The sequence below is a fragment of the Flavobacterium sp. 22659 genome (genome assembly GCF_052044235.1).
Taxonomy (GTDB): Bacteria; Bacteroidota; Bacteroidia; order Flavobacteriales; family Flavobacteriaceae; genus Flavobacterium; species Flavobacterium johnsoniae.
Genome location: NZ_JBQEMU010000033.1, coordinates 23,607 through 40,414 on the forward strand (window position 1 = coordinate 23,607; position 16,808 = coordinate 40,414).

The window sequence follows — 16,808 nt, forward strand, 5'->3', positions numbered from 1 at the left end:
CCGTAAAATCCGCGGGCTAAATAATTATCATAGCCCGTGGTTTCAACCACGGGAACACAATATAGGTATAATTTACATTGCGCCCCAATGGTTGAAACCATTGGCTATGTTCAATTTAAGAAGGGAATCTTAGTTTGTTAGCAAATTAGTGGCAATGATTATTATTTCTTAATCTTCACAATCAATGGATTATTGATTTTTTCTGCAAAAGAACTTAGATATTTTTCCCATTCTTGTTTGGTTTGAAACGGACTTCCTTTTTTCCATCCAAAACCAACATAATAGACGGCTTTATTGTTTTTTACAGCAATGTTTCCATAAAGATTGCTTAAATCTTTTTCATCTGTTACATGATGGTCAAAACTCAGCAAAGTGTTTTTTGGAGTCACTAAACCAGTTCCTATTTCAGAATCATCAATAGGTTCCCAATAGCTTAACCAGCCTTCTTTTAAATTAGTTCCAATTGTTCCTTTTTTATCATGAAGTGTTAATCCGGCAGCAATTTCCTTAGTTCCTGTAATATTGATTTCAAAGCGCGAAAGCTGGCTTCCGTAATCTAAACTGATTAATTTTGATTCGGTTATTTTATTTCCTTTGGCGTCCCAGTCAGCATAAGTTAAAATAAAACTCGTTCTGATTGGACCAGTCGTAATTGTTTTCCAGCTGATGAAATTTTTCGAAAAATAATACTTTCCGTCGACTTTTACTGCAATTCCGCCCACACCACGGCTGTCTCCAACATGAAAATTATCCAGACCTTCACCAGTATCTTTATGATACGTTCCTGTTCCGTTAGCGGCTTTTTCATACCATTTGTTGATAATTGGATAATCGACTCTTTTCAGCCACGCATCAATGCCGCTTGTTAAAGTACCTCCGGGAATTTTATCTTCGACCATTTTTTGAGCCACAGGACCGTAAGTTCTAAAAGCGACTTTGTTGTTTTCCCAGGCATAATCATCTGTGCGTTCCGGAACAAAGCGTGAATAGCAGCTAATTTCTTTTGAAGCCGAAGGATTCGTACCAGCTAAAACTTCAAAATCTTGTTTAGAAGATGCTTTAATCTTTGGCTGAAACAACAAAACATCTGCCGTTCCATCTCCGTCATTGTCTACAGTCTGGGTTTCTAAAAATGAATTACTGCCAAGATCTTTAACGGCATAATTTTCAAGTTTTGAATCGGCTGTTAATCCAAGATTTTTTTTTGTTAGTTCTACAGTTTCAAATTCTCTGTCAGTTTTTAAATTATTGCTGATCGTAATAATTTTATTTTGAGACTGAACTGTAAAAGTTCCTGCCAGAATTGCGATTGATAAAAAATGTTTTTTCACAATATGAATATTTTAAATTTCTGTTTTTTTTTATTTCATAAAAATACGAATCTAAAAGATTGTTTAAATCCATAAATAGGGTAATAATGTACAAGTGTTTGATAATGAATTTTATATAAAATGTTTTTTAACAGATTATCATTCTTTTCTTTACATTTAATGAATCAATTTTAATACTCTAAAAAGATGAAAAAGAGATATTTATCAATGGTTGTTTTTCTTTTAGTTGTAATCAATTCCTGGGCACAGCTAAAAAGTTCAGATGAGTTAAAAGAAAAACTAAAAACAATAAACAGCCAGATTGCCGAATCTTTCTTGCGAAAAGATTTTAGTGTTATTACCAATTTGTATGATGATAACGAACCGGTTTGTATGCCTGAATATCATAAAGCTTTGTATACAAAAGAAGATATTAAATCCTATTATCAGCAATGGCTTTCAAAATTTACAATCAATAGTTATAAAAGAGATATTTACGAAATTCAACAAATAGGCAATTATGCCATCGAAATAGGAACTTTTAATATTCATTCAACAAATGAAAACGGTGCTGTTTTAGTTTATGATGGAAAATATCTGAATGTATGGAAGTTTGAGAAAAATGGAAAACTCACTCTGGAGTCAGAAATCTGGGGAGCCAATAAAGCGATTGACGGTTCTAATTTTGCCTCTATAAAAACGAAAGAAAGTGAAATACCAAAACCTAAAATAAATAAAACTCTAGAAACCGAAGTTGATAAACGAAATGAACGCATCGCCGAATTGGTCTCGAAAAGGGAAGGTGAAAAACACGCTGTTGAATTTTTTACAAAAGATGCCATATATCTTACTTATGATGCACCAATGTTTGTTGGAATGGAAAACATTAAACCTTATTTTGAAGAGCATGAAAAACCAAACGGAGTTTCGATTGATTCAATATCTATTAAGGCAGGCAAAATGATTCCTATTAAGAATTTTGTTATTGAATACGGTTATTATTATGTAGATGTTTCCTGGGACAATAAAAAGGGAAGAGCCATTGTAACGGGAAAAAGCACCAACGTTTGGAAAAGAGATGAAAATGGCGTTTTAATGTTGTTCCGCCAAATGGTAAATCATAACTAAATAGTTAAGATTGAAAAAGAATGACGATATTTATAAAGATTAAAAAACAAACAGCAATTGTATGAAACAGAGCGCCGGAATATTAGCATATAAATTTGTAGATAAAACCATTTTTTTCTTTTTGGTTCATCCGGGCGGTCCGTTTTGGAAAAATAAAGATTTAGAAAGCTGGTCAATTCCAAAAGGAGAATTTACTATTGAAGAAGATCCGTTAGAAGCTGCTAAACGAGAATTTGAGGAAGAAACGGGTTTTAAAGTCGATGGAGATTTTATTAAACTCGAATATGTAAAATTGAAATCGGGTAAAATGGTTCATGCATGGGCTGTCGAATTTGAACTCGATGAATCTTTGATTAAAAGTAATGATTTTGAAATGGAATGGCCTCCAAAATCCGGTAAACTTCAAAGTTTTCCTGAAGTAGACAAAGGCGAATGGTTTCAAACTGCCGAAGCCATAAAGAAAATAAATCCCGCACAGGCTGATTTTATTGTTCAGATGGTTTCTAAAATTTCATCTTCACTTTAAAGCACAATAACAGCTTTGCAAAATAATTTTTGTACTTTCCATTTTGGTTTACCGCTTATAGTATAAGGCGGTTCTAAAAAGTAAATTAAAAATTATGAATGTAAAATGTATTATTTTCGATTGTGACGGAGTTTTGGTTGATACTGAGAAAATTGGCAACGGAATATTGCTGGCAATGGCTCAGGAACACGGATTCGAAATGGAACTCGAAGATGCATACCGATATTTTAACGGCCGAAATTTAAAAGATTGTTTTCGTCATATTGAAGAAGCAATTGACCAGAAACTGCCTGATAATTTTGAAACAGAATATCGCGAGAAAAGTTTTGAAGCTTTTAAAACACAGGTAAAACCCATGAAAGGCATTGAAGATTTTATTGCAAAATTAAAAATTCCGTATTGTGTGGCATCAAGCGGACCTGTTGAAAAAATCCGTTTGAATCTTGAAGTGTCGGGATTGATTGACAAATTCGAAAATAAAATATTCAGTTCGTATCAAATTGGCAGCTGGAAACCTGAACCGGGAATTTTTCTGCATGCCGCTCAGCAAATGGGATTTGATGTAAATGACTGCATTGTGATAGAAGACAGTAAAGCAGGAGTAAAGGCAGGTGTGAGCGGAGGTTTTAAAGTGTACGGCTTTGTTAATGGTTTTAATAACGAAGATTTACAAGAAGAAGGAGCCATTTTATTTGACAGCTACGAAGAATTGAGTAAAATGCTGTCAATTTAATTTTAGAAAATAATCTATAAAAAAAGCTGTCCTTTTTGGGGACAGCTTTACATTAGTTGTGTTGTAGTTTAATAATTAATTTATTTTAACCAAATGAGCTTCTATTGCGGCTCTTTGTGGTTCGTATTGTGCCGGAAGTTTTAAGTTTTGGCCTAATTCTTCTAAGCTTTCGTCTACTGTAAATCCAGGATTATCGGTAGCGATTTCAAATAAAACACCTCCTGGTTCTCTAAAATATAAAGAGTGGAAATACTGTCTGTCAATTTGTGGTGTAATAGACAATCCGTATGCTTCGACTTTTTCACGGAAGTGCATTAATATTTCATCGTTTTTTACACGAAAAGCTACGTGGTGAACTGTTCCGTTGGCATTTAAACCGCGTTTTTCATCAGCTAATTCTACCAGGTCAACAATAGCAGCATTTTCTACAGCATCTGTTGCATAACGGTAACGGTTTACGTCCTGATCGATCAGTTTATAACCAAATATTTCAGTTAAAACCGCAGCTGTTGGTTTAATATCGTTTAAAGTCAAAGTAATGTTATGAAAACCTTTTGTTGCCACATCAGCTTTTACTTCGTCAGTTTCCCAGGCTTTTCTGTTGTCATCCGTTTTAGATTCGATTAACTCCAATTTCAATCCGTCCGGATCTAGAAAAGTCAGGTATTTTTCTCCAAATTTTTCAGCAGGTTTATTGTAAATTACATTATACTGCTCAAAACGTTTCTGCCAGAAATCAAGACTTCCTTTTGGAACAGAATAACCAATTTCTGTAGCCATTCCAGAACCTTTTCTGCCTTGCTGGATTCCTTCTCCCCAAGGAAAAAAAGTTAAAATAGTTCCTGCGCTTCCCACTTCGTCGCCAAAGTAAAAATGGTATGTTCCCGGATCGTCAAAATTCACTGTTTTTTTGATGAATCTTAATCCTAATATTTTTGAATAAAAGTTAAAGTTGCGTTTAGCGTCACCTGCAATTGCAGTAATATGGTGTAAGCCTAAAATTTTATTTTCCATGGTATTTTTTATATTAAATTGTTGTTTGATTTTTCTTTTACAAATTTACGTCTACTCTGTCTGTTAATCGATTAACCTAGATTAAGAAAGAACTGAGGACCATATTTTACTGCTGTTTTTTAGTTTTTTTCTGCAGCAGGAATAGTTTAAAACAGGGAATAGAATTGTATTCTGAAAACAGGAAATCTGCTGTCAGTGTTTTTTTGCTGTGACTAAAAACTAATCACAGCAGATTATAAGATGTTGATGAATTTATAATTTGATAAATATTGACTTCCTTAGTTTAGGCTCAATATTTTTTGTTTTGTGTCCTTTTCCTGTAGTGTCTTCTACTAATAAAATTGAACCGGTATTGAATGTTCTTTTTTCTCCTAATGAAGTTTCAATTTCTACACCGCCTTCCAGTAAAACAATATACTGGCGGTCTGGTGCATTATGAAAATCGTAATCATAAGAAGGGCTGACTTCTCTAAAAACGATAGATTTTACGGGTTCGTCATCAGATAAAAATCCGATATCGCCGTTGTTTTTTAACGGAACTTCAAAGTCTTCAAAATGACTTTCTCCATTTGCATCGCTGTAAACGCGAGTTATCGCAATCATTATTTTTTATTGAAAATTAATGCATTGGCACAATTTATTTCATCCTGACTAATGGTGTGTCCCATATTTGGGTAGATTTTTTTAGTAACATCTGCGCCCATTTTTGTCATAAGCGCTTCGGTATCATTTACTCTTTCTACGGGAACATGAAAATCAGGATCACTTGTTCCTATAAAAACTGGTGTGTTTTCGAAGTTTCCTGAATAATGATTTTCATAAACCTGATCACCAATTAATCCGCCTGTAAAAGCAACGATTCCGCCATATTTTGAGGCATTTCGTGCTGTAAATTCCAAAGCAAGACAAGCACCCTGCGAAAACCCTAAGAAATAGATGTTTTCTTTCTCGATTCCGTTTTGCTGCACCGCTACTACAACCTGATGAATTGCTTCTAATGATTTTGAAAAAGAAGGTTCATTTTCGTTTAAAGGAGCTAAAAACGAATACGGATACCAGGTTCTGTTTTCTGCCTGAGGCGCAACCAGAGCAAAATCGTCGACCTTAAGATGTCTGGCAATCGAAAGGATATCATGAGCACCAGCACCACGGCCGTGAATCATAATTAAAGCTTTTTTGGCTTCATTTAAAGGCACACCGTCTGTTAAAATTTCTGTATTCATAACTATTCTGTTTTTAAGATTGTTTCTGCCAGATATCTTCATATTCATCCGGATGTCTTTTAAATTGAGCGTGAACGTAAGGACAAAGCGGTAAAACTTTTAAATTATTGGCACGAACATAAGAAACCATTTCTTCTAAAAGTTTCTTAGCATAACCTTTTCCTTCACCTTCGGGTTCAACTCCTGTATGGTAAACTGTCAGCAGGCCGGGTTTAATGCTTACTGTCATTTCGCCTAATTTTTTATCATCAACATACAAATTAAAACTGCCGTGTTTTTTTTCGTTTAATTCTAATTTTATTATTTCCATAGTATTTTGAATGTGTGCTTGTTTGTAATTTTTTAAGAGAGAAAATTAAACTGCCTGTAATCATAATTCTTTACAGGCAGTCTAGTCTGTATTGATTTATTTTATAAAAGCCAGAATATCGTTGTTGATTGTTTCAGCATTTATAGTCGGCATACCGTGAGAGAATCCCGGATAAGAAATTAATTTTCCGTTTTTCAATAGTTTTGCCGCTCTTGGTGCCTGTGCATAAGGTACGATTTGATCGTCTTCTCCGTGTAACACAAGTACCGGAATGTCTAAACTTTTTAAATCTTCAGTAAAATCTGATTCAGAAAAAGCTTTAATTCCTTCATAATGTGCTAAAACAGAACCCATCATTCCCTGACGCCACCAGTTGTGTTTAATACCTTCCTGAACAGTTTGTCCTTCACGGTTCCAGCCGTAAAATGCGGTAGGGAAATCGTAAAAATACTGTGCTCTGTTAAAACCTGTTCCCTGTCTGATTTCATCAAAAACTGACAATGGCACACCTTCAGGATTAGATTCATTTTGAATCATTATTGGTGTTACTGCGCTTATGATTACTGCTTTTGCAATACGTCCTTTTCCGTATTTTGCTGCGTAACGAATTACTTCACCGCCTCCAGTTGAATGACCAACGTGAATAGCATCTTTTAAATTTAAAGCTTCAGTTAATTCAGCAATGTCAGATGCATAAGTTTCCATGTTGTTTCCTTCAGAACTTTGGCCAGAACGTCCGTGTCCGCGGCGATCGTGTGCAATAACTCTGTATCCTTTTTGAAGAAAAAACATCATTTGTGCATCCCAATCATCGCTTGATAAAGGCCATCCGTGATGAAAAACAATTGGCTGTCCAGTTCCCCAATCCTTGTAATAAATTTCTGTTCCGTCGTTTACTGCAAATGTGCTCATGATTTTAAGTTTTTAAGATTACTATTATTTGTTATTTTGATTTTAAATTCTAATTAAATTTTTCTTTTTAACATTTAACGTTCTCGATGTTTAATGTTGTTATGATTATGATGCAAATTTATTACAGCACTAAATGTTTATCGATTAACCTAGATTAAGAAGTAAAAAAAGCTTTAAAATTTTTGTTTTTGTAATGAGTAAGTTACTAGTTCGTTTGTTTTTAATTTATTGATTTTAAGATTTGTATAATAAATTTAAAGCTTTTTTATTTATAAATCTTTTTTAATTGTGTTACGATTGAATTACTTTTTATCTAAATAATTGTATTTAATACGTTTTTCAGCCTTAGTCCAATCGAAAAAATTTAAGGAAGGTTTGAGGTCTTAATTTATTGGTTTTTAGTATTCTTAATAACTAATGCAATTTGTTACATTAAAATAAATTTTTATATATTTGGATTTCGACATTCGTTTTTTTAATCTGTTAATAATGCTGAATTGTTAATTGAGATTAAGTAAAACTGAATTTTTTGCATAGAGAATGACTTTTCCCAAAGAGGCATTTTTTGAAGCTGTGATTCCCAAAAATCACAAACTAACCTACAGACAGAAACAAAATGACGAAATTTATAATTAGATTTTTAGTTTTATTAGTATCACTTATTTCTCCGGTTGTTATTTCTCAAATTAAAAAAATCGGTGTTCCGTTTATTACCAGCTATAGTCCCAAAACGTATAAAGCTGCTTCTGAAAACTGGGATGTTATTCAGGATTCAAAAGGCATGATGTTTTTTGCCAATCATTTTGGAATTATGCAGTTTGATGGTGTTCGATGGAGTATTATCACACAGCCGGAAAACCGCAGTATGGTTCGCTCTCTTGCTATTGATAAAGATGATAAAATGTACGCAGGCGCACAGGGCGATTTTGGTTATGTTATTCAATTATCAAACGGTCAATATAGATATACATCTTTAGTAAAACTGCTTCCTGCTTCGGCTGGAAACTTTGGAGATGTTGTTCACACTGTTATTCGAGATAATGAAGTCATTTTTTTTTCTCATGAAGCTATTTTTATCTACAAAAACAATAAAATCAAGGTTTTAAAGTCAAAATATAATTTTGATGATTTTTTTGAAACTGGTAATGAAATCTATGTTTCTGATAATGGCAAAGGATTACTGCAGCTAAAAAACGATATTTTAGTTCCGTTTCCAGACGGACAGAAGTTTGCCGGAATGAAGATTAGAAAGATTTTTAAAACCCCAAAAGGTCTTTTATTGTTTACCCAAAAAGAAGGACTTTTTTTATATGCCGATAAACAGATAAAACCTTTTATAACGGAAGCAGATTATTTGCTGAAACAGAATCAGATCTCAACCGGAATTCAATTTTCAGATGGTTATTTCGGAATCGGGACACGTCAGTCCGGTTTGATAGTTGTAGATAGTGAAGGACATTTAATTCAGCATATCAATAAACAAATTGGACTTCAAAATGATTATGTAACTAGTTTTAAAGTTGATAGAGAAGGAAACTTATGGGTAATGCTCAAAGAAGGAATTTCACTCATTCAGATTTCTTCGCCGTTGTCGAGAGTTTTAGATTCTTCAAATTCTGAAACCAAAATATACTGCAGCCAGATTTATCAAAATAAATTGTATATCGCTACAGATAATGGTTTGTTCTGGCTGGACTGGCAGGCGTATAAAAATGGTAAACGAGATAATATTCATTTTCAGCATATTCAAGGAATGTCTGAAAATGTTTGGAATATCGGGGTTTTTGGAAATTCGCTTTTGGCTTTTGAAAAAAACGGAATATTTGAAGTTTCAGGAAATTCAGCCAGAATCCTCGCAAAAATAGACGGCGCATGGCAGGGAATTCTTGTTCCCAATCATCCTGATTTACTGCTTGCGGGCGGTTATACCGGATTGTATCTTTTAAAAAATATAAACGGCAGCTGGGTGTATCAGCATAAATTAAAAGGATTTGAAGAAAGCAGCCGTGTAATAGAAACTGATGCAAATAATGCTATATGGATTGCTCACGGTTATAAAGGTATTTTTAAAATAAAACTTAATGAGGCATTTGATGCAGTTTCTGATGTTCAGTTTTATAATCAAAAAAATGGTTTTCCTTCCAGCTTGTTTCTTAATACTTTTAAAATAGATAATCAAATTCTTTTTGGAACAACTAAAGGAGTTTATAAGCAGAATCCTGTTTCAAAAAAAATGTTACCGGATCCGGTTTTCAAAAAATATCTTGGACTTGAGAATCATATCCGCCTTTTGAAACAAGACAGTCAAAAGAACATTTGGTACATTTCAGGAGAGAATACAGGAAAAATGACCAAAAAAGCAAATAATACGTTTGATGTTGAAGAACTGCCTTTTAGAAAGCTTCGTTATTTGTATGTTCCGGGTTTTGAGAATATTCAGACTACTGCCGGCGGAGACGTGTTTTTTGGAACACAGGATGGTTTAATTCATTACAATGCAGTTAAAAACAAAAAGTATCAAACCCAATATAAGGCGGTAATTTCTGAAGTAAAATGTATTATTCCAAAAGACAGTCTGCTGTTTTCAAGCCGATACGATGTGCTTCCTAACAAAAACAAATCTGTTGATGACAAATTATCAGCCGTTTTATCTTATGAGAATAATGCCCTGCATTTTTCTTTTGCATCACTTTTTTATGATGAAGCCGAAGCTACGAAATATGAATACTGGCTGGAAGGTTTTGAACCAAAATGGTCTGACTGCAGTCTTCAGACAGAAAAAGAATATACTAACCTTCCTGAAAATGAGTATGTTTTTCATGTAAGGGCAAAAAACATTTATGATGTGGTAAGTGAAGAAGCTGTTTTTCGTTTTGAAATCTTACCGCCTTGGTACAGAACAATCTGGGCTTATATTTTGTATTTTTTGCTTTACAGTGTAGTAATTTATCTCATTATTAAATACCAGAAAACACTTGCCGGAAGACAGCGCCAGCAGTTAATTCAGGATCAGGAAAAAGAACTGCTTAGAAGCCGTGCTGAACTAAACGAACAGAAACTGACATTAGAACAGCAGAATATGAGTATTATACGCGAAAATCTCGAAGCGACGATTAATCTCAAAAACGCCAAAGTAGCATCGAGTACTGTAAACCTTATTCATTTAAATGAAATCCTGCTTTCGATAAAAGAACTTATCAGCCAGATTGATAAGAAAAATGAACCGAATGTAAACTTTAGTCTGTTGACCAAAATAAACAAATTAATCGATCACGAACTGCAAGGGGATAAGCAGTGGAATGAGTTTGAAGAAATTTTCAACCAGCTTCATGATAATTTTATGCAGAGGCTGAAACAAAGTTATCCCGAACTAACACCTCGTGATATGCGTTTGTGTGCTTATCTGCGAATGAACTTTAATACAAAAGAAATTGCACCGCTTTTAGGAATTTCTGTTCGCGGTGTTGAAGATACCAGATACCGTATTCGTAAAAAATTACAGCTTCCATCTGATACCAACATAACAGAATTCATTCTAAATTTCTAGATTATTATTATTTAAACACATATAAACATAGTTTTACTTTGTCTACAGAAAAGGCGTTTCACTAGTTAAAATGTACATAGCTATGTGTGAAAGCGAGCTTTTTTATACTCTAAAATAAGAAGCAAGAAGAAAATCTATGTTTCTATGTGTTTAGAATTTTTCACGCCTTTAAAATCTCCTGTATCTTTTTTTGCAGCCTTTACGATTAAGAATAACTTCTAAAAAACGGGATTATATCTCGTAAGTAATATCCTAAGTAGTTTTACGCTTTTTTTTTTTTCAATTTTTTTAAATCACCGTAGTCAAACCGTACTCAAAAATGTAAGTCTAGCCTGATTTATTTGTTAATATTGTCGGATTATTATTAAGATAATAACCTGTTTACTGCAAAATGGGTTTTATTACGGTAATAAACTTTACTAACAAAAAACTAAAAAAAATGAATCAAAATGACTCTTTTTTCGGCCGACCACCGAAAGACAATTTCTCTTATTTCAAATTTTTGGCTGTGGCAGTATTTGTACTGCTTCCGTTTTTAAAAGTTCAGGCACAATGTAAAACTTTGGTCTGGTCTGATGAATTTAACGGCACTACAGTCGACTTAACCAAATGGCAGAGTATTTCAGGAAACGGCTGTCCTTCGCTCTGCGGATTTGGAAATGCTGAGGCTCAGCGTTACGATCCAAATCAGGCTACAATTGTAAAAGAAGGAACGAACAGCTACCTAAACATTGAGGCTAAATACCAGCCCAGCGGATCATTTCCGGATCAGCCTTATGCTTCTTCAAAATTAACCACAGAAGGAAAATATTCGCTTAAATACGGAAGGGTTGAAGCTCGTATGAAACTATCAAACGGACAAGGCGCCTGGCCGGCATTCTGGATGCTTCCTGTTAATGGAAACTGGCCGTATACGGGTGAAATTGATATCATGGAAGCCAAACACAGAAACCCACAGTCTGTAGATGGAACTATTCATTATGACGGAAACGGTTATCATTTTACTGGCAGAAGTTACAGTTCTCCAACAGATTTATCTACTGATTTTCATGTTTATGCTGTAGAATGGGGACCAAATTTTATTAAATGGTTTGTAGATGATGTCTTGTTTCATACCGCTACTCCAAATACGACTGTAAATGGCGGATGGCCTTTTAACGATAGTCAGTTTTATATTATTTTGAATTTGGCTGTGGGAAGTGCAGGAACGCCTTATACAAGCGTTAATGGAGCAGGAGTTCCTCCGGTTCCAGGCGATTTCCCTGCAAAACTTCAGGTAGATTACGTTCGTGTTTATGACGGAAGTTACAAATACGGCGTTGCCGGAGATGCAAAAGTATATCAAAACGAAACAAGTAAAACCTATTCAATAAGCGCTATTGCAGGAGCGGCATATAATTGGACAGTTCCTGCGGGAGCATCCATAACTTCTGGACAGGGAACTAATTCTATAACGGTAAATTGGGGAACAGCAGGCGGCGATGTTTCGGTAACTGCTACAACTTCAGGCTGTACTGCTAATACGTATAAACTGGCTGTAACAACAGAACCTGCCATTCCTGTAGAAAAAATACATGAAGATTTTCAAAGTAATCGAAACGTATTGTATCCTGTAAAAACCGGAGTTTTGACAGAGGCTGTTGCGAATCCTTCTGCAACAGGAATTAATACATCGGCTTTGGTAGGAAGATATGTTCGTAATTCTAGCGAATTGTATGATGTTTTGAATATTAGAAACGTAACGATCACAAACGCGAACGATTATGTTTATGGAAGAAAAAGACTTTCTTTTGATATTTATACTTCGGCGCCTGTTGGAACTAAAATTTCGATGCAGTTAGAAAACAGCAATGTAACAACAGCAACGAACTATCCATCAGGAAGACACAGTGGTTTTAAAGCGACAACAACGGTTCAGAATAAATGGGAAACCATAGAATTTGAATTCGAAAAAATCATTGATCCAAATACAAGTGCTTTGACAATTAATAATGTTGTACTGCTTTTTGAATCCAATTCAAACTCTGGGGCAACGTATTATTTCGATAATTTATTGACAAAAGCAGCACCAGAAAAACCAATTGTTGCCACAGATGTTTTGCAGAACTACGACGGCATCAATAAAATTATAAAAGGAACTACGACGGGAACTTATTCTGTTGTAGCAAATCCGGGTTCAAATTCAGTTAACTCGTCGGCAAATGTGGCGAAATATGTTCGAAATGTAACAGAGCAGTACGATGTACTTTTCTTTAATACGCAAACTTCTATTGAAGATGCCGGTTTATTCAAAAATCAAACCAATAAAATCTTAATTGATGTTTACACGACAGCTCCGGTTGGAACGGTTGTAAGCATGAATTTTGAGAACAGCGCAGCTTCGCTTCCTGCAAATTATCCAACAGGAAGAAATAGTAATTATGTAGCTATTACAACAAAACAGAATCAATGGGAAACCTTGACTTTTTATTACAATTCAAGTCCGGATGCAGGAACTTCAAATTTAGCAGTTAACCAAATGGTTTTATTGTTTAATTCAGGCTCTTATACAAACGATACGTATTATTTTGATAATATCAGAATTGTATCAACAAAACTGCCGGATACTTTTACGCCGGGTGTTGTTTATGAAGATTACCAAAACACGCACAATATTACTTTTAGAGATGCTATTGGAACGTACACTGCAAATGTGGCTAATCCAAGTGCAGGCGGTATCAACACGTCATCAAACGTTGGAAGATATGTTCGTAAGTCAACAGAATTGTATGATAACTTCTCATTCAATACGACTTTAAACAACATTGGAGATTTTAAAGCCGGAACTAAAAAGTTTGCTATGGATGTCTATACATCGGCTCCGGTTGGATCAATTATTTCATGGCAGGCAGAAAGCAGTGCTTCAATCCCGTCTAATTATCCTGTAGGGAGACATAGTATTTATCAGGGAGTTGTAAAACAAACTAACACCTGGCACACGATTACGTTTACGTATGTAAGCACGCCGGATGCTTCAACAGCAGATAATGATGTAAACCGTTTTGTTTTCTTGTTTGAGCCGGGAACCAATTCTGGAAACACGTATTATTTTGATAATTTAAGAGCTTTAAATTTAGTTTCTACAGAAACTCCGGCAGGATTGCCTTCTCCGTGGATCAGTACAGATTTAGGTGCGGTAACACCAGCCGGAGAAGCAGCGCATTCTAATGGAACTTTTACAATTAAAGGTTCAGGAACAGATATTTGGGAAACCAGCGATCAGTTTCAATATGTAAATCAGCCAATTACTGGTGATGCTGAAATTATTGCCAAAGTAAATTCGCTTACCAATACAAATACGTATGCAAAAGCGGGAGTAATGTTTCGTGAAACGCTTACACCAACTTCTAAACACGTAATGACCGATGCAAGCGCAGCTGCAGGAATTGAGTTTTTATCTCGTAACGCAACTTCGGGAGTAACTACAGCTGAGGTAGTAACCGGAGCAGCTCCAAAATGGGTTCGATTGGTAAGATCTGGCAATACATTTACGTCTTATTCATCTGATAACGGAACAACCTGGACACAGGTTGGCACGCCAAAAACAATTACAATGGCAAATACCATTTATGCAGGAATGGCGGTTACGTCTCATGCAAATGGAACTTTAGCAACTGGAGTTTTCAGTGATGTAATTGTTCGAAATATTACCTCAAATCCAAATGTAAATTTAGCTTTAGGAAAAACAGCAACGGCTTCTACAGAAGAAAATCCAACATTGTCTGCCGGTAAAGCAACAGACGGTGACGGAACAGTGTCAAGATGGGCAAGCTCTTTTGCCAATGCAACAGAATGGATTTACGTGGATTTAGGAAGTAATTACAACCTTAATCGTGTAGTATTAAAATGGGAAGCGGCTTATGCATCGCAATATAAAGTACAGCTTTCTACAGATAATGTTTTTACAGAAAATGAAACTATAAACACGCAGACAGCCAGCGATGGAGGAACAGATGATTTAACAGTAAGCGGAACAGGAAGATACCTTCGTATTTTATGTACAGCAAAAGCTCTGGCTCCTTACGGTTATTCATTATATGAAATCGAAGCATACGGATCGGCTTCAACGGCTAAAAAAGCAAATGTTGTCGAAGAAACTCAGGCAGAAAATTCCGCTTTTGCTGTGTATCCAAATCCTGCTGGTAATTACATTCAGGTTTCACTTCCTGAAAATTTAAACAATAAAATCATAACAATTTACGACAATTCAGGAACGCTGATGCTTCAAAATAAACCCGAAGCCAATGCCAGTGAAAGTGTAATTGATTTAAGCAGACTGACAAAAGGAATTTACATTTTGAATTTCAAATCAGATCAAAAAAGCTGGACCAAAAAACTGATCAAGCAATAATTTAAAAATCCGTTGGGTGTAATTCATTTTAAAGTAACCCCCAATTCAAAAAGCTGGAATAAAATTTAAAAGGATAGCACCACGAATTGCACCTGACGGATTGTTTAAAGTCATTTTTTAAAAGATGACTTAGGTTTAGAATCTATTTATGTAACCCCAAAATTATTTAGATATGAAGAAAAATAAACTTCAAGGATTATCCATTTTGACAGCACTGTTTCTGGTGTTTTCAAGCTTAATGTATGGTCAGGGACCAGTTCCCTTTACGATTGCCAATAATTCAACTTTTGCCGACAGCGATTTATATGTAGCCATTGTCGGGATCGATTATACAACTGGAAACCATGTTTGGGTAAATGCCAAAACAAGTCAGGTTTTGCCAATGAATGCTTCTTATAATACCGTTACCGGACCAACTTACGGCGGTAATACAGGACCGGGACAAAATTCAAAATACGCCGCTTGTTTTACCAAGTTGAGTGAAATTCCAAACAAAACCTTCACTTTACCTTTAATCGCAGGATGCCGCGTTTTTATTTCTAAAGGTTCACAGTTGTATTTCTACTTTTTTGGCGCAAGCGGAGCACCTTCGGGATATGCATCGCCAAATCCGCAGAATGCTACAGATCCAAATCAGGGAATTTTATATGAAATGATTGAATTAACAAACAATCAGCATGGATTCTTCGGAAATCCAACACGAGTTGATTCGTATAAATATCCAATGGGACTGGAATTATTTGGAGCAAATGGTTACCAGAAAAAAGTGGGAGATTTAAAGAAACATGCTGAAATTGTTGCGGCTTTTAAAGCTAATGTTCCTGCAGAATTTCAAGGCTGCGTTAACGATGCAACAGGAGAAATTACAGCACCGTCTAAAACTCCTGCTTATGCTGAAGGATCAGGACAATATGCAAATTATTTAAAATCGTATATCGACGCAATCTGGAATAAATACAAAAATGAAGATTTAATTTTTTATGCCGGAGATGCCGGAGTTTTTAAAGGAAGAGTGATTGGCGAACAGCTGGAAATGGTTGGACAGTCAGGTGCTTTTGTTGGAAGAACAGGACGTGTGCAAAACAGGCCGACTACTCAGGAAGCTCTTGAAGGAAAAGGTGTTCTGGACAGAAGACTGGTTGACGGAGATTTAGATCTTGTAATTCAATCACAGTTAACAGCTGCAATTAACCGTCACGTTGTAAACACGACAACTGCAAACCCGGGACAGCAAAACTGGTACGATGCATCGAAATATTATCAGGTAAACCCAACAAACCATTATTCTAAATTCTGGCATTTACCGGGAATCAATATTGACAATCTGGCTTATGGATTTGCTTATGATGATGTTGCAGATCAGTCACCGTCGCTTCATTCGCCACAGCCAACAAAGGTTATTGCAACATTTGGAGGTTATGCAGGATTAACACCTTCAGTTCCGGCTTCTACAGACGTCATTACGGTTTATAAAGACTGTAACTACACAGGATTCTCAGGCGGATTAACAATTGGAGATTACAATCTGGCTCGTTTAAATTCTTTGGGAGTTTTAAACGATGATATTTCTTCACTTAAAATCACTCAGGGTTATCAGGCGATTTTGTATATGGATGATAATTTTACAGGAACTTCAACCGTAATCAATTCTGATAATTCTTGTTTAAACACAACGTGGAATGATAAAGTAAGTTCGATTAGAGTTATTGCAAACG

At 35.3% G+C, this 16,808-nt stretch carries 12 protein-coding genes; 6 read left to right on the plus strand and 6 right to left on the minus strand.

The window, feature by feature from the left end; translation table 11 throughout:
• Nucleotides 1-161: 161 nt before the first annotated feature.
• Complete coding sequence (locus ACTJIW_RS23005; protein ID WP_440715444.1) at nucleotides 162-1,331, minus strand: DUF4861 family protein; 1,170 nt, start codon at nucleotides 1,329-1,331, stop codon at nucleotides 162-164.
• A gap of 186 nt (nucleotides 1,332-1,517) precedes the next feature.
• Here ACTJIW_RS23005 and ACTJIW_RS23010 point away from each other — a divergent pair, with 186 nt between their 5' ends.
• From ACTJIW_RS23010 to ACTJIW_RS23020, 3 genes are all read left to right on the plus strand, one after another.
• Complete coding sequence (locus tag ACTJIW_RS23010) at nucleotides 1,518-2,438, plus strand: DUF4440 domain-containing protein (protein ID WP_440715445.1); 921 nt, start codon at nucleotides 1,518-1,520, stop codon at nucleotides 2,436-2,438.
• Nucleotides 2,439-2,499: 61 nt separating this feature from the next.
• Complete coding sequence (locus ACTJIW_RS23015; RefSeq protein ID WP_012026159.1) at nucleotides 2,500-2,964, plus strand: NUDIX domain-containing protein; 465 nt, start codon at nucleotides 2,500-2,502, stop codon at nucleotides 2,962-2,964.
• 94 nt (nucleotides 2,965-3,058) lie between these two features.
• Nucleotides 3,059-3,697 carry an HAD family hydrolase gene (locus ACTJIW_RS23020; protein ID WP_440715446.1) on the plus strand — a complete coding sequence of 213 codons (639 nt, stop codon included), beginning with the start codon at nucleotides 3,059-3,061 and terminating at the stop codon, nucleotides 3,695-3,697.
• A gap of 75 nt (nucleotides 3,698-3,772) precedes the next feature.
• Here the strand turns inward: ACTJIW_RS23020 and ACTJIW_RS23025 are convergent, their stop codons facing one another.
• From ACTJIW_RS23025 to ACTJIW_RS23045, 5 genes are all read right to left on the minus strand, one after another.
• Nucleotides 3,773-4,711 carry a ring-cleaving dioxygenase gene (locus ACTJIW_RS23025; RefSeq protein WP_274250505.1) on the minus strand — a complete coding sequence of 313 codons (939 nt, stop codon included), beginning with the start codon at nucleotides 4,709-4,711 and terminating at the stop codon, nucleotides 3,773-3,775.
• A 252-nt stretch (nucleotides 4,712-4,963) separates the two neighbouring features.
• Nucleotides 4,964-5,314 (minus strand): hypothetical protein, encoded by a 351-nt coding sequence (locus tag ACTJIW_RS23030; RefSeq protein ID WP_149206840.1) that lies wholly within the window; start codon nucleotides 5,312-5,314, stop codon nucleotides 4,964-4,966.
• The gene (locus ACTJIW_RS23035) at nucleotides 5,314-5,934 is read right to left on the minus strand and encodes an alpha/beta hydrolase (protein ID WP_440715447.1); all 621 of its coding nucleotides are present in this window, start codon (nucleotides 5,932-5,934) and stop codon (nucleotides 5,314-5,316) included. Before ACTJIW_RS23035 ends, ACTJIW_RS23030 begins: the two co-directional genes overlap by 1 nt.
• 13 nt (nucleotides 5,935-5,947) lie before the next feature.
• On the minus strand, nucleotides 5,948-6,244 hold the full coding sequence (locus ACTJIW_RS23040) for a GNAT family N-acetyltransferase (RefSeq protein ID WP_440715448.1): 297 nt from the start codon (nucleotides 6,242-6,244) through the stop codon (nucleotides 5,948-5,950).
• 96 nt (nucleotides 6,245-6,340) lie between these two features.
• Nucleotides 6,341-7,156 carry an alpha/beta fold hydrolase gene (locus ACTJIW_RS23045; protein ID WP_012026153.1) on the minus strand — a complete coding sequence of 272 codons (816 nt, stop codon included), beginning with the start codon at nucleotides 7,154-7,156 and terminating at the stop codon, nucleotides 6,341-6,343.
• Nucleotides 7,157-7,772: 616 nt separating this feature from the next.
• On the opposite strand from ACTJIW_RS23045, the gene ACTJIW_RS23050 reads away from it, so the two are divergent.
• The 3 genes from ACTJIW_RS23050 to ACTJIW_RS23060 form a co-directional block, all read left to right on the plus strand.
• Complete coding sequence (locus tag ACTJIW_RS23050) at nucleotides 7,773-10,703, plus strand: triple tyrosine motif-containing protein (RefSeq protein ID WP_440715449.1); 2,931 nt, start codon at nucleotides 7,773-7,775, stop codon at nucleotides 10,701-10,703.
• Nucleotides 10,704-11,142: 439 nt separating this feature from the next.
• Nucleotides 11,143-15,093, plus strand: a complete 3,951-nt coding sequence (locus ACTJIW_RS23055; RefSeq protein WP_440715450.1) for a family 16 glycosylhydrolase — start codon at nucleotides 11,143-11,145, stop codon at nucleotides 15,091-15,093.
• Nucleotides 15,094-15,265: 172 nt separating this feature from the next.
• Nucleotides 15,266-16,808, plus strand: a 1,543-nt coding sequence (locus ACTJIW_RS23060) for a beta-1,3-glucanase family protein (protein WP_440718486.1), incomplete at its 3' end; no start/stop codon positions are given.